The organism is Cypionkella sp. PAMC25878 (genome assembly GCF_058135695.1).
Window position 1 is genome coordinate 955,036 of sequence record NZ_CM176871.1, and the last position, 18,841, is coordinate 973,876.

Sequence of the window (18,841 nt, forward strand, 5' to 3'; positions counted from 1 at the left end):
CACGGCTGCGTTGCAAAATCAATAGGTCCTGACCCTAGGCAATTCCGCGTTCTGGGGATATTGGCTACAGAAGAACGGCTTGGTCAGTGAAAATCCCTTGAACCGGGGATAATCCGTGCATTCCTCGGGTGGCGGTGTGTCGGGGCTGGGATCGGGTTTTTCACCTCGTCTGCGCGCGACAGCTGGGGGACAAGGCTGCGGTCCGACAGACGCAAAAGAACTTCGCTGCGATCGCGCAGACTTTCGACGACGATGTGAGTCACGCCAGAGACCGGATCGCGTTGCAATCGGCCCGTCACCTGCATCAGACGGGCGGTCATGATCACTTTGCGAAAAGCTTCCATCACCTTGGGCCAGACAACCAGATTGGCGACACCGGTTTCATCCTCAACCGTGATGAAGCAGACGCCCTTGGCGCTGCCGGGACGTTGGCGCACCAGCACCAAACCTGCCAGTTGCACCCGGCCTCCGTTGGGCCTGCGGGGCAGATCAGCCGCACGGACAAAGCCTTGCCGCGTCATGCTTGTGCGCAGAAAGGCCATTGGATGCGCTTTCAGGGACAGGCGCAGCGTCTGGTAATCGGCCACAACATGTTCGCACAGCGGCATTTGCGGTAGGCTGGTCAAAGCCTCTGGTCCTTCATCCTGTCCGGGTTGAAACAATGGCAGATTGGGCGCGTCGCGCAGTGCCTTCGCCTCCCACAACGCAGCGCGGCGATCGAGCCCAATGGACCGGAAGGCATCTGCGGCGGCAAGGCTGCGGATGGTGCGGCCATTCAGGCCTGCGCGCGCAGCGAGATCGGACAGGCTGTCAAAGGGTGCACTGCGCACCTGCAACAAAAGTTCTGCCGCATTGCGGGTCACGCCGTCAATTTGGCATAGGCCCAAGCGCAGTGCGAAACGGTTGCCCGACGGCTCCAGCGTATTGTCCCATTCGCTGAAATTCACATCTGCGTCGCGCAACTCGACCCCGTGTTCGCGGGCATCGCGCACAATTTGGGCCGGGGCATAGAACCCCATGGGCTGGGAGTTCAGTAGCGCACACGCAAAGACGGCCGGATGATGGCATTTCAGCCAAGACGAGACATAGACCAACAGAGCGAAGCTGACGGCGTGGCTTTCGGGAAAGCCGTAGTCGCCGAAACCCTTGATCTGATTAAAACAGCGCTGAGCGAAGTCGGGATCATAGCCGCGATTTACCATTTTGCTGACCATCTTGTCTTGCAAATCCCCAATGGTGCCGCGTGAGCGGAAGGTCGCCATGGCGCGGCGTAATTCATTGGCCTCGGCCGAGTTGAATTTCGCCGCATCCATCGCGATCTTCATCGCCTGTTCCTGAAAGATAGGCACGCCAAGCGTTCGCCTGAGGATGTTTTCCAACTCATCCTGCGGATGCTCTGGCCCCGGTTTGGGATAGATCGCAGGCTCGGCGCCGCTGCGGCGGCGCAGATAGGGATGCACCATATCGCCCTGAATAGGCCCCGGTCGGACGATAGCGACCTCAATCACCAGATCGTAAAACTCGCGCGGCCTTAGCCTTGGCAGCATGTTCATCTGCGCGCGGCTTTCCACCTGAAATACGCCAATGCTATCGCCGCGGCACAGCATGTCATAGGTGTCTGTGTCGTTCGGCTCGATAGTGGCCAGGGTCTTTTCGATGCCGTAATGCGCTTTCAACAGTTCAAAGCATTTACGAATGCACGTCAGCATACCAAGCGCGAGCACATCAATCTTCAAGATGCCAAGTTCGTCGATATCGTCTTTGTCCCATTCGATGAAGCTGCGCTTGGGCATAGCGGCATTGCCGATGGGCACGGTTTCGAACAACAGGTCTTCAGTCAGGATGAACCCGCCAACATGCTGGGAAAGATGACGGGGCATGCCGATCATCTGCTCGGCAAGACGCAGCGTCCGCGACATAAGGGGGTCGGTCAGATCTACCCCAGCCTCGGTCGAGTTCGCCTCGCCCATGCTGGTGCCCCAACTGCCCCAGACAGTTTTCGCCAAAGCCGCCGTCACATCTTCTGACAAGCCCATTGCCTTGCCGACATCGCGGATGGCAGAGCGTGGGCGATAATGAATAACGGTGGCACAAAGGCCGGCGTGGTGGCGTCCGTATTTGTCATAGATGTGCTGGATCACCTCTTCCCGCCGCTCATGCTCGAAATCTACGTCGATGTCCGGGGGCTCATCACGGTCAATGCTGATGAAGCGCTCGAACAGCAATTCCTGTTCGGCTGGATCGACCGATGTAATGCCCAGCACAAAACAAACCGCCGAATTGGCAGCCGAACCCCTGCCTTGGCACAGAATACCCTGCTCGCGTGCCCAAAGGACAATTTCGTGGACGGTCAGAAAATACTGGGGAATGTTTTTGAGTTCGATAATACCCAGTTCTTTCAGCAAAGTGGCGTGAACCTTATCGGGTATTCCGCTGGGGTAGCGATGGACAACCCCCTTCCAGGTCAGTTTTTCCAGTTGGCTTTGCGGCGTTTCGCCGGGCGGAAGATTCTTCTTCGGATAGGTATATTTCAGTTGCCGCAGATCGAAGGTGCAGGCATCAGCGACTTGTCGTGTGGCATGGATGGCGTGGGGCCAGTCGGCGAACAGACGCGCCATTTCAGCGGGCGATTTGAGATGCCGTTCGGCATTGGCATCGAGCAGGAAGCCTGCCTTGTGGATGTTGGTTTTCTCGCGGATGCAGGTCATGACATCCTGCAAGGGGCGGCGGTCGGGCGTATGGTAATGCACGTCATTGGTGGCGAGGATCGACAAGCCATGTGACTTTGCCAGCCGGTCCAACCGGTTGATCCGTGCGCGGTCGTCACCCCGGTAAAGGTAGCTGACAGCAATATGTCGCAGGGTTGGCAGGCGATGCACCAACGCGGGTAGGCGGCGGGCCAGCGTTGCGTCGGGCAAAGCGATCAGTTGAACACCCTCAGCATGGGCTGCAAGATCGCCAAGCGAGATGTCACAAGCACCCTTGGTCTGCCACCGCCCCTCTGCATCATGCCGCTTGCCTTTGGTCAGAAGGCTGCAAAGGCGACCATAGGCGGGTCGGTCGCTTGGGTAGGCCAAAAACTCCTCCCCAGTGATCAGACGCAAACGGCAGCCAATAACAGGGCGCAGACTGGCCTTGCGGGCCGCGGCATGCATGCGCACCACACCTGCCATCGTGTTCAGATCGGCCACACCCAGCGCATCATAGCCAAGGGCATGGGCCATGGCAGCGAGTTCGCTGGCATCTGACGCGCCGTGCAAAAAGGAATAGGGCGTGGTCACGCCAAGCTCGACATAATGGCTGCGCGGATTGGGCGGGAAGTCCCCGATCAGCGTCTTGCGGATGCGGCGATTGTCACTGTCGGGCATCAGGCAAATATCCCGTGCAAGAACCAGCGGGGGGGGCCGCCACGGCCATCACCCTGCAGCCCCTCGCGGTAAATCCAGAGACGGTGGCCCGCCTCATCCTCGACCTTGAAATAATCGCGCAGGCGGGTGCCGGGACGATCCTGCCACCACTCAGGTGCAATCCGTTCTGGGCCTTGATAGCGCGCCACGCGATAGCTGTGCCTCCGCCACTGAAATTGCGCGGGCGGGCCTTCTGGCACGGCATAAAGCACTTGAATTTCCTCGGGGTGATCCAGCAGGCGTTGCGGGCGCTCGGCCCGGATCAATGCGTTGATTGTGGCGCGGTCTGGCTGCGGATCCAGCGGAGCCGCCCGGATTTCGGCGCGCTCTGGGATATGGCTTGCGACAGGCTGAAGCTGTGTCAGCGCATTGCGGCCAAACCGCACCGTCAGCCGGTCGACCAGATGCGCAAGTTCCAGCCCGGTATCGGTGCTGCCCGCCAGATCAACCTGCTGGGTGCCCAGAGCTTCGGTGATCAGGGCTTCCAGCGAGATCAGATCAAATCCGTAGCCGGGGTCAATCTTCTCCAGCCGATCACGGAACAGGAAAGCCAGATGGGTAGGATCGCGACTGGGTGAGGCACAGGCGGCCTCGATGTAGCTGACAATGCCGTCAGTGCGGTAAACTGTCAGTCGCAGCCGCCTTGCCGCCCGATGCACCTTGGCGAATTGATCGCACAGCGCCGTGCAAAGGTCAGGCAGGTGATTGGTGGGGTCAAGAATTGGTTCGGGCAGCCGGACATCAGCGCGAAAGTCGGGTGGTGCGTCGGGCGGTGAAACCGGTTCGGGCAAGTGCCCGGTCATCTGATCCAGCCGGATCAACGGGTTCTGCGATGAGGCGGCACGCGAAAACCGGCGTGCCAATGACAGGCGCGGCAGGTTGGCGAGATGGCCGATTGTACGCAAGCCAAGACGGTTCAGCAGCAGCACGGTTTCGCCATCCAGCCGCAGGGCTGCCACCGGCAGCGGCGTGGGATCGACACAGATTGCCCGCACCGGTCCGAACCGCGCCTGCGCCCATGCCGCGCCCCAGGTTGGAGCAAGCGCCAGTTGGGCCGAAAACCCCAAGCCCGAAAGACTGGCCTCCATCTCTGCCAGCATTGCGGTCTCACCACCCCAGATATGATCCGAGCCGGTGGTGTCCAAGATCAGGCCGTGATTGCTTCCCACCACCGCCCAATCATCGGCAACCGTCCAAGGGCACCAGCGCCGTGCCCAAAGTGCAAGGCGACCCAATGCGGCCCGGTCACCTTCTGGATCGGCAAAATCCACATGCAGATTGGGGCAAAATGCGCGCATGTCCGCCATCCGCGCACCGATTGTCACGCCCGCCAAATGTGCGGCGCGGTTGAGAGCGTGAACCACCGGCCCGTGGGTTCCCTCGGCTGCCAAGACCTGCGGCAGATCATCTGGCAGAGCGTTGCCCAAGCGTGCCTGTGCCTTCTGCCAGCGTTCTATCGGGAAGTTCGGCAACCAGATTGAGACGATCCGCCGCCCCGCCTTCATGACGTATTATCCATGTGCCTGGCCTCCTGTCGCGTGATCGGAACAATTCGACCCGCCAACACGGATCGCCGGGAGCGCGTGCATCATCTGGATTTGTGGCAGAAGGCAGCGTTGCAATCCGCCAGCGATCCCGCGCCGCACTAAGATCGGCGGTGGCTGCCTGTCGGATCAACCAGCATGGGACGGCAGTTGCCTCGGCCCGCAGGGCCAGCCGCCTCATCGCTGTGAAGTTCAGCGCCGCGTGATCACCGCGAATTTCGACAATCACCGCCGCCAGCGCTCGGCAGCGCAGCCCCTCCTCGGCCGCAATCATCACGTCGGCAGGCCGCGAAAGCTGCATCAATATCAGCGGCCCCAAGTCAGCCAGATCCGGCAGAAAGGGCCGCCCGGTTTCGCGCTGCGCCAGACGATCTTGAATCCAAAGTACCGCCCCGCTGCCACAGCCAAGCTGAGCTATAACAAATCCTGCTGCTGCTGCCTCTGCCCCGCTCGCAGCAAAAACCTCGGTCAGAGTCACCTCTAATCGCCTTGCACGTGGAGCTGATGGCAGTGGTCGTATCATCGTAAGTGCAGGTATCCAAAATATGGCACACGGAATCACATCTATTTGTTCCTTTTTTGTTCTAGTAATCTTTTTCTACAAACCTGACAAGATGGACCAGCATCACCTCAGGAAGATGGCTTAAACGTTCGGCTGCACGACAGAATAAAATTTAACTATTTTAATGTATTATGCAGTATATGTGGTATAATTTCTGCTCTCCTAAGTGTTCAGTCCCGGCATCCGGTGGATCGGGTTTAGGATGAATCGATCTGGCTCTGATGTCCAGATTTTGCAGATGTATGCGTAGGGCGTGCGGCCGTTCAGCGTCTTGTGCCGTCGGGCGAAGTTGTAGGCTGCCAGGAAGTCGGCAAGGTGCGTGCGCAGCTGATCGTAGCTGTCGTAGTGGGAGCGCTTTACTGTCGCGTCCTTGATCGTGCGGTTCGGTTGGCTGACAGCTGTTTGCCGTCAAACGCCGAGAAGCATTCGCTCGACTTGGCCGTTCGTCCATGGGTGGTTGGGTTTCGTCAATCGGTGCTTGATGCCGTTGGCCTCGCAGATCATGTCGAAGCGCATTGGCCGGGAGTAGATGGTATTGCGGTTCCGTGGCCGCTCGGCGAACCGGATGCCCCTCGCCATTGGGCTTGAACCCGTGGCGCTTCCAATGGCTCGATCGGGGAGAATGGTCTGAACCTGATAGGGCACGGCCTCAAGCATGTGTTGCAGGAACTCCCAGGCGGTGCGTCTGTCAGCCGTTGCAACGCGTTGCGCGACGGCGAACTTGGCTGTCCGGTCGATGCCGACGAAGAGCGAGAGCTTGCCTTCGGCGGTCTGCATCTCAGCGATGTCCGCTCTTGTGGTTTGCAGGCAAACCACGAGAGGGCAGCGGATGTGGAAGAACCCGCCTCTCGGCGATGCAAGCATCGCCTGTCGGCCAATGGATCGGGTAGCGCTTGAGCTTCTGGCGTTTGGGCTTCTCGCCCTCGACGTCGGGCAGGCGGGAGATGCCATGTCGCTGCAGACACCGGTGCCGCGCCGAACGGGTCAGGTGCGGGATCGACGGTTGCAATGCATAGAGGCAGCCATCCAACGGCAGCAGCGTATGGCGCCGAAACGCGACAATCATCGCCTCTTCGGCCTTTGTCAGAACGGTGGACCGCGGCTCCGACGGCCCGGTCTTCATATCCTCGACCGTCGCGCGCTTGCGCCATTTCGCCACCGTCTTGGGGTTGATGCCCAGCTCGCGGCTCAGCTGCGCGAGCGAAGCTTGTGATCGCTGTATTGCGGCTCTGACGGCGTGCGCCTCTCGGCGAATGCATGCATTCACCTGCCGGGCAACGGGATCGTGGCGCTCCCGCGACGAACCTGTCCCATGTTGCTTCCTTCCATGCCTGAGAAAGGATCGCACCAACAAACCGTGGAATCAAACACCTAAGCGGCTCCGCCGCATTGGATGCAACCGGTTCAGCCAGCGACAACCTGCTGATCGCCAACACCGCAGCCAACCATCTTTGGGGCATGCAGGGCAATGATACCCTTATGGGTGGGGGCGGCGCGGATACGCTGGATGGCGGCGCTGGCGATGACAATATGCAAGGCGGCACAGGCAACGATGCCTATTATGTCGACAGCCTAGGCGATCTGTTGGCCGAACAAACCGCCAGCGGCACCGATGTGGTGATCGCGGCCATGGACTGGGCCTTGGGCAGCAACTTTGAGACGCTGATCCTTGATGGCGCAGATAATCTGAACGACAGCGGCAAAACTGCAGCCAACCTGATCAACGGCTACGTCGGCGACAACGCTTTGTTCGGGATGACCGGGAATGACACGCTGAACGGAGGCGGCAATGACACATTGGATGGCGGCGGCGGCGTGGACACGATGACAGGTGGCAACGGCGACGACAGCTATGTTGTGGATGCCCCGTCCGACCGGGTGACTGAGGCTGCCTCTGGCGGGACCGATACCGTGCTGTCATCTGTCAGCCTGACACTGGCGGTCATTGTCGAAAATCTGACCCTCACCGGACAAGCTGCGATCAACGCAATCGGCAACGCGGCTGATAACCTACTGTCGGGCCTCGCCGGAGCCGACACGATGATCGGTCGCTTGGGCAATGACAGCTATACCGTCGACTCTGTCTTGGATATGCTGTTTGAAAATGCAGATGAAGGCACAGATCTGATCACAAGTTCGGTCAGCTGGACGCTGGGCAGCGGGTTTGAAAACCTGATACTGTCTGGATCAACGGCCTCCAGCGGCACGGGAAATGCGCAGGCCAACGCGATCACCGGCAATGGTGCGGCCAATCGGTTGCTTGGACAGGCAGGCGATGACTTGCTGATCAGAGACGCAGGCAACGACACGCTGACGGGCGGCGCGGGCGCTGATCACTTTGTCTTCACCGCAGCCAACGGCAATGGCATCGACACGATCACTGATTTCAGCGCATTGGCGAGCGGGGCTGACCAAGGCGATGTCATGGAGTTTAGTGGGCTGCTGATCGGCACCTTCGCCTATATGGGTGGTGCTGCGTTCTCGGGTGGATCGGATAATTCCGAGGCAAGGGTTGTTGGAACTCAGCTGCAGGTCGATGTGAACGGCGACGGCGCGGCGGATATCCTCATCACCCTAAGCGGCCTGACAAACGCCGGGCAACTCAGCACGATGGATTTCATGTGGAGTTAAACACAGTATAGATCTGGATGTGCGGTGTTCATGCCAAGCGGCGTTGTTGGACAACTCATGTCTGCGGCGTGACTGCCGCTTTCCCCGCTGATTTCAAGCCACGCGATTGATTTCGGCGGTGCCGCAGGCTGAGAAGCGGTTCATGAGGGCGCTGCGGATCTGGATTTCGGCGGTAAGGCGGTCGAGGATCGCGGTATGGCAGCGGCGGGTGTTATCGACACCATCCGTTGCCCGGCAATGGTTTGCCTGCAAACCGTGAGAGGGGGCGGTAACGGTGCCGATCTCTTCACCCTCAAGGATCTGGTCGAGCCGCTCCGGAAAGCCCGGACTGTCGCTGGACCCGTGCGTCATGCGAGACCGGGAGGGTGAAGGCTTGCTCATACCGCCTATCTAACCATATGGATTCACGAAGTGAATCGTCCAAGGGCAGAGTTGTGCAGCAACGTCCCGGAGATGAAATAAGCCTTAGTCGCCCAGCAAATCTGTCGCGGGGTTTTCGGTGATCTCGACATCGGCGTAATAGCGCTGGGCCTGAACAGCCGAGCGGTGCAGCGATAATTTCATCGCCGCCGCAAGCGGCGCGCCGTCCAAGGCCGCTTGGGTCAAAAATCCTGAGCGTAAACCATGCGGGGTGGCGTAATCCTCTGGCAGTCCCGCAAGTTTCAAGCGATGCCGCAAGATCACCCGTATCGCATCCGGCGCAAGCTTGCGGCCCAGCACGCGGTCGGCTTGCGAGATCGGGCGGAACAGCGGCCCCGAGGTGATGGCGGCCGCCTCTATCCAACCCATCACTGCCCGTGCCGCGCGGCCTTTCAGTGGCAGGCGCGGCGCTTCGGTCTTGCTGGTGGTTTTGGTTTCCAGCAAGCGGACCCAAATCAGCCCCTTGGCGGCGAAATCCTCAATGCCAATATCCTCACGGTAAAGATTGGTGATCTCGCTGCGCCGCCGCCCGCCCGAGCCAAACCCCAACATCAGCACCGCCCGATCTCGAAGACCGCGCAAGCTGTCGTCACAACTGGCCAACAACAACTCCAAGACATCGCGCGTCACTGGGCGCGGCGATTTCGGCATCCTCGGTCGCGCCGCCGCCTTACGCCCCTTCGCCCGCGCCTGCTTCAGCAAAGGTGCCTCGAACGGTGAGGCCAAGTTTTTCATCCGATGAAACGCCCGCCACGACGCAATCTTGCGATCCAATGTGGCCGGGGCCGGGCAAGCCAAACTCAGGCGCAGCCCCAGTTCGATCAACTCTTGTGCGGCATCTTGCGCGGCGCCGGGCACCTCTGTCAGATCCAGCGTGTGATCCAGCACAAACCGCAGTGCCACTCGCTCGCTTTCCGGCCAGATCAGGCTTTGCCCAAAAACCGCAGCTTTCCATGCCGCGATATAGGCCAGATCGCGCTCCCACGCGCGCAATGTGTTCTGCGGCGTGCCACGCTTGTACAGTGCAGCAAGCGCCGCCTCATCCTCGGCGGAAAGTTGGACGTAAGACGGCAGAGGCAGATTGGATTTCATCGCGGCCCAATGTGATTTCGAAACGACTCTGACAGGCCATCCCACCAGATCAAGAGTCTCGATAACAGCTTTCGGCCTAGATGATCACCACGGATCGGCTTTGCGGTGCAAAATCCGTTCTGTCACAAAACGGGATTAGGCGGATACCGCAACAGCATTGACCCGTGACGTTCCAGAGGTTGCATCAATCAAAGTCCAACGGATCAGCAAGATCGCTGGATTGAGGTTCGGATGTTGCGCGCAAAGCGCTTCCAGCCCATCCAGACGGCAATGAAACACTCGCTCCTCATGTGTTTGCGCCTTAGAGATCACCTGCACGGCACAGTCCGCAGGCCAGCCCGCGCCCAGCAAACCTTGCGTTATAGATGCCGCCTGCGACACCCCCATATAGCAGGCCAACGTGGTGCCCGCCTGCGCCGTGGTGGTCCAATCCTGCGCGCCGTCGTGGCGCAGATGCCCGGCGGCAAGGATCAGCCGTTCGGTTTGGCCACGCTCGGTCAGAAAGCTGCGGGCCGAGGCAGCCGCAGCACAGGCCGAGGTGACACCGGGCACAATCTCCCAGTCCACCCCGGCGGCATTCATCGCATCGGCTTCCTCTGCCCCGCGGCCAAAGATGCCCGGATCGCCACATTTCAACCGCACCACCTGCTGCCCCGCTTGCGCTGATTGCACCAGCAATGTGTTGATCTGCGCCTGCGGCATCGCATGACAGCCGGGGGCCTTGCCAACATAGATCAGGCTCGCCCCTTTGCGCGCACGCTTCAGCAAAGCCGGATCGGCGAGGCGATCATAATAGACCACATCGGCAGCTTGCAGGCGCTCCAATCCCCGCAAAGTGATCAGATCAGCCGAGCCGGGGCCAGCGCCGACAAGGCTGACGAAGCCTTGTTTGGCGGCTTTCGTTCGTGCGGTTATATGTGTCGTGCTGCCGTTTGGCAGGCGCGCTTGCCAAATCCGAAAGGCAAGGATCAGCTGTGCAAACAGCGGCTTGGGCGCAAGGGTGATCATTCGGCGGCCTCTGGCAGTTTGAAACGGGTGAGCAATCCGGCAAGTTCCGGGCGGCACGATCCGCAGGACGTGCCTGCACCCAAGGCTTCACCCAAGGCGGCAACACTCAGCGCGCGGCCCGATTGGATCGCCGCGCGGATGGTGTTGATCCCGACATTCAGGCAAGCGCAAACCGTAGCACCGGGGGTGGGCATATCAGCCCGCGGGCGGCCAGCGAGGATGATGGGCTCGGCCTCATTCAGGCGGCTGGCCAAGTGATCTCGGGCCACTGCGACGGGGCTGGGGCCCGCGAACAAGGCGGCGAGCAAGCGGCCCTCGGCGTGAAAAGCGATGCGGGCAAGGCCGCGTTTGGCGTCGATGACGGTTGTTGCTTCGGCACTGGGCAGGGCGAACAGGGCGCGCGCGTATTGGGTCCAATCCTCGGGCGCTGTAAGCCCCGCCAATTCCATCCGCCAGCCACCGGGGACACGGGCGCGGGCCCAGTATTCTGCGGTCGGCTGTAGGACGGTGGCGCTGATGGCGAAGCCGAACCAATGCGCGGGGTAAAGCTGGGCCGCGACGGCGGCGGCTTTGCTTTCAGGTTGGCCGGAAATTGGGTCCACAAGGCCCGGCACCAAAGCGTCGATGCGGGCAGCAGAGGCGGTCTCAGCCGTCCAGTGCATCGGTGCGAACAACTGGCCGGGGGCTGCGTTCTGGCTGATCAGCGCGCGCAGGAGGTTGCGGCCATGTCCATTGGAAAGTTCAACCAGATCATCGGGTTGGATATTCAGACGCGCGGCATCGCTCGGATGTATTTCCACAAACGGCTCCGCCAGATGCTGGCTGAGGCGCGGCGATTTCGCGGTGCGGGTCATCGTATGCCATTGATCGCGGATGCGCCCGGTGTTCAGGCGGAACGGGTGTTCGGGCGTCAAGGCTTGCGGCGCGCGGGGCGTGATCGGCAGCATCCGCGCGCGGGCGTCTGGGGTATGAAACTGCCCGGTGGCGAAGAAGCGGCCTCCCTTTTGGCGCGAGTTTTGTGGCCATGTGAAGGGGGTGAGGGTGTCGTAGGCGGCTTGGCTCAGGCTGGCGAGGTCAGAGATGTCAAAGTCGCTGCCGAGGTTTCCGGCAATGCCAGACAATGCAGCGTATTCGGTGAAAATCTCCGCCTCGGTTTCCCAAGCGAAGGCCTTGCCGTGGCTCATCCGCTTGGCAACCTGCGCCAGCGCCCACCAGTCAGGACGCGCCTTGCCGGGACGCGGCAGAACAGAGCGTTGACGGCTGATCGTGCGATCAGAATTGGTGACGGTTCCGTCCTTTTCACCCCAAGCAGTCGCGGGCAGCAGCACATGCGCCAGCCGCGCGGTGTCGGTTTCGGCGGTGACATCGCTGACCACAACGAAGGGGCACGCCTTGATCGCCGCCGTCACCGCGTCGGCATCGGGCATGGTTACAGCGGGATTGGTGTGGATGATCCAAATGGCTTTGATCGTCCCATCGGCCACGGCACGAAACATATCGACCGCCTTCAGCCCCGGCTTTTGCGCCATAGCGGGGCTGGCCCAAAAGCCCTGAACTGCATCACGGTGAGTCTGATTTTCGATGTCCAAATGGCAGGCGAGCATATTAGCGAGGCCCCCCACCTCGCGCCCGCCCATCGCGTTGGGCTGACCCGTGACCGAAAATGGCCCCATGCCGGGACGGCCGATGCGCCCGGTGGCAAGGTGGCAGTTGATGATCGCATTGACCTTATCGCTGCCCGAGGACGATTGGTTGATGCCTTGGCTATAGACGGTGACGACCTTTTCAGTGCTGGTCCACAGCCGCAAGAACGCGGCCAGATCGGCTGCGGGCAGGCCTGTCTCAGTAGGATCACTGGCACAGGCGGCGGTCAGGGCCTCGGGGTAGCCAGTAACATTGGAGAGATAGTCGAGGTCAACCGCCCCCGTGTCTGCGATCGCCACCAGCAACGCGTTGAACAAGGCCGCATCCGACCCCGGCGCTATCGCCAAATGCAGGTCAGCAATGTCACAAGTGGCGGTCCGCCTTGGATCAATCACCACGATTTTCATCGCAGGGCGAACAGCTTTCGCGATGGCAAGGCGCTGATACAAAACCGGGTGACACCACGCAAGATTCGATCCGGTCAGCACCACCAGATCGGCCAACTCCAAGTCCTCATACAGCCCCGGCACGGTGTCAGAGCCAAACGCGCGCTTGTGGCCAGCAACCGAAGACGCCATGCAAAGCCTTGAATTGGTGTCAATATTGGCGGACCCGATGAAACCCTTCATCAGCTTGTTGGCAACATAGTAATCTTCCGTCAACAACTGACCCGAGACATAAAACGCCACTGCATCCGGGCCATGATCGGCGATCACCTTTGAAAACCGCTTGGCCACAACGCCCAAAGCATCGTCCCAAGTGACGTCCTGCCCGAACACACGCGGGGCCAAAAGCCGACCTTCAAGCCCAACTGTTTCGCACAAAGCGCTGCCCTTAGAGCACAGCTGCCCCTTGTTCGCCGGGTGATCGGGGTCACCCTTTACACTCAGCCCGCCCTTGCCATCGGCCGCGGCCAAGATGCCACAGCCGACGCCGCAATAGGGGCAGGTGGTGCGAATTTGGCCGGGCTCCAACGAGACGGGCTGCAGGGTCATGCGGCTGACCGCCGGACTAAACGGCTGGCATCTAGCAAAATCCGGCCCGCTTCGACCCGCGCCGGATAACTTTGTACCGCGCCTTCATCCGCCCCCAGCGCCATGCCGGTTTCCAAGGAAAACACCCAAGCGTGCAGCGGGCAGGTGACGGCATTGCCATGCACGATGCCTTCCGACAGTGGTCCGCCCTTGTGCGGGCAGCTGTCGTCAATCGCGAACACCTGATCTTCGGCAGTACGGAACACCGCCACACAGCCAGCGGCAGTTTTCACCACCCGCGCGCCTTGAGCGGGAATGGCACTCAGCGCGCCAATATCGATCCAGTTCATTCGGCGGCCTCCAGCGAAAGATCGGCCATCGGTGCCCATTGCGCCATCTGATCGGGTTTGGAAAGCTCCGCCCACGGGTCGATCTGATAGACCGATTGCGACAGCATGAAGCGGTCATACAAAGCCCGACGCACCGTCAGGTCGGCCATCTGCTCCTGACACCAACCAAGACCCACTTTGCCGACCCATTTGTAAATCCGGTGCAGATAGCGGCTGTTTTCTCGGTAAAGCTGCACGAAGGCCGCGATGATTTCCATGGTTTCAGCCTCGGTGGTGGACTTGCACAGAAACTCGGTTTCGCGAACATCCATCCCGGCAGCACCCGCCACCGAAATTTCATAGCCACTGTCCACGCAAACCACGCCGATATCCTTGCAGGTCGCCTCCGCACAGTTGCGCGGGCAGCCGGACACGCCGAGCTTCACCTTCGCAGGCGTCCAAGACCCCCACAAAAGCTTCTCCAGCTTGATGCCCAGCCCGGTGGAATCCTGCGTGCCAAAGCGGCAGAAATCCGACCCCACGCAGGTCTTCACCGTGCGCAGCCCTTTGGCATAGGCATGGCCAGAAACCATCCCCGCCGCGTTCAGATCCTGCCACATCGCGGGCAGGTCTTCCTTTTTCACCCCCAGCAAATCAATCCGCTGCCCGCCCGTGACCTTCACCAGCGGCACGTCGTATTTATCCGCCGCATCGGCAATCGCGCGCAATTCATCCGGCGTGGTCACCCCGCCCCACATCCGAGGCACCACCGAATAGGTGCCGTCCTTCTGAATATTTCCGTGGTTGCGCTCGTTCACAAAACGGCTTTGGCGGTCATCGACATATTCGGTCGGCCAATCCGCGATCAGGTAATAATTCAACGCCGGACGGCAGGACGCACAGCCGCCAACCGAGCGCCAGCCAAGCTCCTGCATCACCGCCGGGATCGACTTCAGCGCCATCGACTTGATCAGCCGCCGCACATCCTCGTGGGTGTGATCTGTGCATTTGCACATCGCGGGGTTAGCGTTGGCGGTAAAGCTGTCGCCCAAAGTCACCGCCATCACCTCCTCGACCAGCCCCGTGCAAGTGCCACAGCTGGAACTGGCCTTGGTGACGTTGCGCACGAGGTCCAACGTATTGGCCCCGCCGAGGATCGCATCCACAATTTTGCCCTTACAAACGCCGTTGCAGCCACAAATTTCCGCGCTAGGCGGCAAGGCTGCAACGGCTGCCATAGGGTCCGTTTGGGCACCCCCTTGATAGGCTGGGCCGAAGATCAAGGTCTCGCGCATCGCGGTAATATCGGTGCCATCTTTGATCAGCCCGAAGAACCAGTTGCCGTCGGCGGTATCGCCATACATCACCGCGCCGACCAGTTGGTCGCCCTCAATCACCAGCCGTTTGTAAACCCCCCGCGCCGGATCGCGGAACACGATATCCTCGCGCCCCGGTCCGTCGGCAAAATCGCCAGCCGAGAACAAATCGCAACCCGTCACCTTCAGTTTGGTCGCCGTCTGCACCGGACGGAAGGCGCTTTCCTGCCCCAGCAAAGCCTGCGCCAAAACCTTGGCTTGGTCATAAAGCGGAGCCACAAGCCCAAACAACTGCTTGTTATGCTCAACACATTCGCCCACCGCCCAGATCGCTGTGTCAGAGGTCTGCATCGCATCATTCACCGTGATGCCACGCCCCACATCCAGATGCGCGTCATTCGCAAGCCGCACTTCGGGGCGGATACCCACCGCCATGCAGACGATATCGGCGTCATAAACCGTGCCATCCTCCAGCAGAACGGCCTCCACCCGCTCATGCCCGAGGATGGCCTTGGTCGCCCCTTTGCAGTGGATTTTCATCCCCCGCGCCTCCAGCGACTTTTGCAGCAAATAGCCTGCGGCGGGGTCTAACTGCCGCTCCATCAGATGGCCCATCAGATGGATCACCACCACCTCCATGCCGCGCAACTGCATCCCTGCAGCGGCTTCCAGCCCCAGCAACCCGCCGCCAATCACCACCGCCTTCGCTCCCGGCTTGGCCGCCGCGATCATCGCATTGGTGTCTTCCAGATCGCGGTAAGTGACGACGCCGGGCAGCTTATGGCCCGGCACCGGAATGATGAAGGGCGCAGATCCGGTCGCGATGATCAACTGATCATAAGGCGTCTCCACCCCGGCGCTGGTCACGGTTTTTGCGGCACGGTCGATCTTGGTGACAGCGTGGCCCAACACGGTTTTGATACCGCGTGCGGCATACCAAGCGTCGTCATGGGTGACGATTTCTGCATAGGTTTTCTCACCCGACAACACCGGCGACAGCATGATCCGGTTATAGTTCCCGCGCGGCTCTGCGTTGAACAGGGTGATATCAAACGCATCCGGCGCTGCATCCGTCAGTTGTTCCAGCACCCGGCCCGAGGCCATGCCCGCCCCGATGACGACAAGTTTCTGTTTCATCACGCGACGTCCTTCTTCTTGTGGCCGTGTTCGTATTCTTCAAGGAATGCAAGCACTTCGCTGCGGTAGTGATAATAGTCTGGATGCTCTAGCAGGCTGCGACGGCTTCGCGGGCGCGGCAGTTTCACCTCGGTAATCTTGCCAATGGTTGCGTTCGGCCCGTTGGTCATCATCACCACGCGGTCGGCGAGCAAAATCGCCTCGTCCACGTCATGCGTGACACAAACGGCGGTGACTTTGGTGCGCGACCACACCTCCATCAGCACTTCCTGCAATTCCCACCGGGTCAGGCTGTCGAGCATCCCGAACGGCTCATCCAGCAGCAGCAGCTTGGGCGACAAGGCAAAGGCCCGCGCAATGCCAACCCGCTGCCGCATTCCGTTCGACATATCGGCGGCTTGGCGATCCATCGCATCGGCAAGGCCCACACGCTCAAGGTAGTATTCCACCACCTCTTGGCGTTCGACTTGGGTGGATTTTGGATAAACCTTATCCACCCCAATCGCGACGTTTTCCTTTGCCGTCAGCCACGGGAACAGATTGGGCGATTGGAACACCACGGCGCGCTCGGGGTCGGCACCTTCAACATGCGTGCCGTCCAGCGTGATCGCACCCTTCGAGATACTGTTCAGCCCCGCCGTCATTGTCAAAACGGTGGATTTGCCGCAGCCGGAATGGCCGATCAGGCTGACAAACTCGCCCTTCTTCAGGATCAAGTTGAAATCCTCCACCACCGTCAAAGGCCCCTTGGCGGTGGCATAGACCTTGTGCAGCTGCGAATAGCGCAGATAACGTGCGTCCAACGCCGAACTGGCGGCCTTGGCATAGGCTTTCGGCAAAGCATGGCGCGGGGTCAAAGCGGGCAGCAGCCGGGTTTCCGGCAGCTTGGATTTGATGCCGACATCCATCAGATAGGCGGTGACATCGGCGCGCAAGGTTTTGAATTCAGCACTTTCGTTCATCGAACTGCGGTCGCGCGGTCGCGGCAGGTTGACCGGAAACGCCGCACCCAAACTGCCATCGGGATTCAGGCACAGGATGCGGTCGGCCAAAACCAAAGCCTCATCCACATCATTGGTGATCAGCACGACGGTGCGCTTATCCGCCGCCCAGATCGCCTCAATCTCCGCGGCCACATTGCCCCGCGTCAGCGCATCCAGTGCCGACAAAGGCTCGTCCATCAGCAGCACTTCCGGCTGCATCGCCAAGGCCCGTGCCACCGCCACCCGCTGCCGCATCCCGCCAGACAGTTCCGCCGGACGCCGATCAGCCGCATGGCCAAGTCCGACCATCTGGATGTATTTCTGCACCAAAGCGGCGCGCTCGGCCTTGCTGCCTTTAGACACCGCATCCACCGCCAACCCGATATTGCCCGCCACGGTCAGCCATGGCATCAGCGCGTAGGATTGAAACGCCAGCCCGCGCTCTGGCCCCGGCCCTGTCACCGGAGCACCCTTGAAATTGACTTCGCCGCGATCCGGCAGCGTCAGCCCCGCCATCAGGTTGATCAGCGTGGTTTTACCCGAGCCAGAAAAACCAAGGATCGCCAGAAACTCGCCATCCTGCACCTGAAACGACAGGTTGCGCAGCACGGGCATATCACCGTAGCCCTTGGAAACATTATTAAAATCTAGGATACCCATGTTGGTTACCGCCCCGTTCAACGATTGTTCGAGAAGGTGAACAGCGACTGCAAAGCGAACATCACCCGATCAAGCAGAAAGCCGATGATGCCAATGGTCAGCACTGCAACCATGATCTTGGCTAGGGATTGCTCCGATCCGTTCTGAAACTCATCCCAGACGAATTTGCCAAGCCCCGGATTCTGCGCCAACATTTCTGCGGCAATCAGCACCATCCAGCCCACGCCCAAAGACAGCCGCAGCCCAGTGAAAATCAACGGCAGCGCCGAGGGCAGCACCAGCCGGGTGATCTTTTTCCACAACGACAGCTTCAGCACACGGCTGACGTTGACCAGATCCTTGTCAATTGACGCCACCCCCAGCGAGGTGTTGATCAGCGTCGGCCACAGCGAACACAACGTCACCGTAAAGGCCGAAACAATGAAGCTTTTCGGCATATTGCCGTCCGTGTACACCGCCGAGACCACCATCGTCACAATCGGTAGCCAAGCCAGCGGCGACACCGGTTTGAACAACTGCACCAGCGGGTTGATCGCCGCGTTTGCCGTCGCCGACAGCCCCGCCAAAATTCCCAAAGGCACCGCAATCACCGTGCCAATCAGAAACCCCGCGAACACCGTCTTAATTGAGGTCCAGATCTGCGCATAATAGGTCGGCTTGCCGGTATAGGCCGGAGTTCTCACCTCGTCCGCCTTGCCGTCCGCCACCAAAGCGGCGTTTTTCGCGGCCTGCTTGGCGTAAAACTCCTGCTCTTTCACGCCTTCAGCCGCAGCGCTGGCGTCCAAAGCAACCGCCTGTTCCCACACCTGCAAAGGCCCCGGAATAGCGCCCAGCGAAGTCTGCACCATCGGCGCAAGGCTGGCCCAAAGTGCTAAGAAACCCGCAATCGCCAGCATCGGCACAACCGCCAACCGCCAGATTTCCGGCATCTGCCCGCGCGGGTTGTCGCCCGCTAGCACGCGCCAGATCGGAGTGATCCAGGCCAGTCCCAGCAGCTTGAACCATTTGTCGCATTTGCTGATCAGCCGATACAGCTTTTCCAGCCGGGCGGCGCGGTCGCGTGTGGGTTCTTCGGGCAAAGCAGCGGGGTCAAGCAGGGTCATGTAAGTCTCCATCAGCGGCGGCATTGTCTGG

The 18,841-nt window shown here is 60.5% G+C and carries 11 protein-coding genes and 2 pseudogenes; 1 reads left to right on the forward strand and 12 read right to left on the reverse strand.

What is annotated here, in order from left to right; all coding sequences use genetic code 11:
• Window positions 1–83: 83 nt before the first annotated feature.
• From ACS5RD_RS04450 to ACS5RD_RS04465, 4 genes and pseudogenes are all read right to left on the reverse strand, one after another.
• Window positions 84–3,368 carry an error-prone DNA polymerase gene (locus ACS5RD_RS04450; protein ID WP_489930171.1) on the reverse strand — a complete coding sequence of 1,095 codons (3,285 nt, stop codon included), beginning with the start codon at window positions 3,366–3,368 and terminating at the stop codon, window positions 84–86.
• Complete coding sequence (locus ACS5RD_RS04455; RefSeq protein ID WP_489930172.1) at window positions 3,368–4,912, reverse strand: Y-family DNA polymerase; 1,545 nt, start codon at window positions 4,910–4,912, stop codon at window positions 3,368–3,370. The genes ACS5RD_RS04450 and ACS5RD_RS04455 overlap by 1 nt, the downstream gene beginning before the upstream one ends.
• A complete protein-coding gene (locus ACS5RD_RS04460) occupies window positions 4,812–5,429 on the reverse strand; it encodes an ImuA family protein (RefSeq protein ID WP_489930173.1) in 618 nt (205 codons plus the stop codon). Before ACS5RD_RS04460 ends, ACS5RD_RS04455 begins: the two co-directional genes overlap by 101 nt.
• 246 nt (window positions 5,430–5,675) lie before the next feature.
• Window positions 5,676–6,780 (reverse strand): annotated as a pseudogene (locus tag ACS5RD_RS04465) (integrase core domain-containing protein).
• A gap of 122 nt (window positions 6,781–6,902) precedes the next feature.
• Between ACS5RD_RS04465 and ACS5RD_RS04470 the strand changes: the two are divergent.
• A complete protein-coding gene (locus tag ACS5RD_RS04470) occupies window positions 6,903–8,144 on the forward strand; it encodes a calcium-binding protein (protein WP_489930174.1) in 1,242 nt (413 codons plus the stop codon).
• Window positions 8,145–8,237: 93 nt separating this feature from the next.
• Here the strand turns inward: ACS5RD_RS04470 and ACS5RD_RS04475 are convergent.
• From ACS5RD_RS04475 to ACS5RD_RS04510, 8 genes and pseudogenes are all read right to left on the reverse strand, one after another.
• A pseudogene (locus tag ACS5RD_RS04475) lies at window positions 8,238–8,477 on the reverse strand (hypothetical protein); the annotation flags it as partial.
• 132 nt (window positions 8,478–8,609) lie between these two features.
• Window positions 8,610–9,656 carry a tyrosine-type recombinase/integrase gene (locus ACS5RD_RS04480; protein WP_489930175.1) on the reverse strand — a complete coding sequence of 349 codons (1,047 nt, stop codon included), beginning with the start codon at window positions 9,654–9,656 and terminating at the stop codon, window positions 8,610–8,612.
• Window positions 9,657–9,791: 135 nt separating this feature from the next.
• Window positions 9,792–10,664 carry a uroporphyrinogen-III C-methyltransferase gene (gene cobA / locus ACS5RD_RS04485; protein WP_489930176.1) on the reverse strand — a complete coding sequence of 291 codons (873 nt, stop codon included), beginning with the start codon at window positions 10,662–10,664 and terminating at the stop codon, window positions 9,792–9,794.
• A complete protein-coding gene (locus ACS5RD_RS04490; protein ID WP_489930177.1) occupies window positions 10,661–13,303 on the reverse strand; it encodes a molybdopterin-dependent oxidoreductase in 2,643 nt (880 codons plus the stop codon). The genes cobA and ACS5RD_RS04490 overlap by 4 nt, the downstream gene beginning before the upstream one ends.
• A complete protein-coding gene (gene nirD, locus ACS5RD_RS04495) occupies window positions 13,300–13,632 on the reverse strand; it encodes a nitrite reductase small subunit NirD (RefSeq protein ID WP_489930178.1) in 333 nt (110 codons plus the stop codon). The genes ACS5RD_RS04490 and nirD overlap by 4 nt, the downstream gene beginning before the upstream one ends.
• Window positions 13,629–16,064, reverse strand: coding sequence for a nitrite reductase large subunit NirB (gene nirB / locus ACS5RD_RS04500; RefSeq protein ID WP_489930179.1), 2,436 nt, complete (start codon window positions 16,062–16,064; stop codon window positions 13,629–13,631). The genes nirD and nirB overlap by 4 nt, the downstream gene beginning before the upstream one ends.
• Entirely contained in the window at window positions 16,064–17,707 is a 1,644-nt protein-coding gene (locus ACS5RD_RS04505) for an ABC transporter ATP-binding protein (RefSeq protein WP_489930180.1), read from the reverse strand. Before ACS5RD_RS04505 ends, nirB begins: the two co-directional genes overlap by 1 nt.
• Window positions 17,708–17,724: 17 nt before the next feature.
• Window positions 17,725–18,810, reverse strand: a complete 1,086-nt coding sequence (locus ACS5RD_RS04510) for an ABC transporter permease (protein ID WP_489930181.1) — start codon at window positions 18,808–18,810, stop codon at window positions 17,725–17,727.
• Window positions 18,811–18,841: the final 31 nt, after the last annotated feature.

Excerpts from the sequence above, each read along its gene's own strand:
- ACS5RD_RS04450 (WP_489930171.1), bottom strand. The coding sequence starts at position 3,368 with ATGCCCGACAGTGACAATCGCCGCATCCGCAAGACGCTGATCGGGGAC.
- ACS5RD_RS04455 (WP_489930172.1), bottom strand. The coding sequence starts at position 4,912 with ATGAAGGCGGGGCGGCGGATCGTCTCAATCTGGTTGCCGAACTTCCCG.
- ACS5RD_RS04480 (WP_489930175.1), bottom strand. The coding sequence starts at position 9,656 with ATGAAATCCAATCTGCCTCTGCCGTCTTACGTCCAACTTTCCGCCGAG.
- cobA (WP_489930176.1), bottom strand. The coding sequence starts at position 10,664 with ATGATCACCCTTGCGCCCAAGCCGCTGTTTGCACAGCTGATCCTTGCC.
- ACS5RD_RS04490 (WP_489930177.1), bottom strand. The coding sequence starts at position 13,303 with ATGACCCTGCAGCCCGTCTCGTTGGAGCCCGGCCAAATTCGCACCACC.
- nirD (WP_489930178.1), bottom strand. The coding sequence starts at position 13,632 with ATGAACTGGATCGATATTGGCGCGCTGAGTGCCATTCCCGCTCAAGGC.
- nirB (WP_489930179.1), bottom strand. The coding sequence starts at position 16,064 with ATGAAACAGAAACTTGTCGTCATCGGGGCGGGCATGGCCTCGGGCCGG.
- ACS5RD_RS04505 (WP_489930180.1), bottom strand. The coding sequence starts at position 17,707 with ATGGGTATCCTAGATTTTAATAATGTTTCCAAGGGCTACGGTGATATG.
- ACS5RD_RS04510 (WP_489930181.1), bottom strand. The coding sequence starts at position 18,810 with ATGACCCTGCTTGACCCCGCTGCTTTGCCCGAAGAACCCACACGCGAC.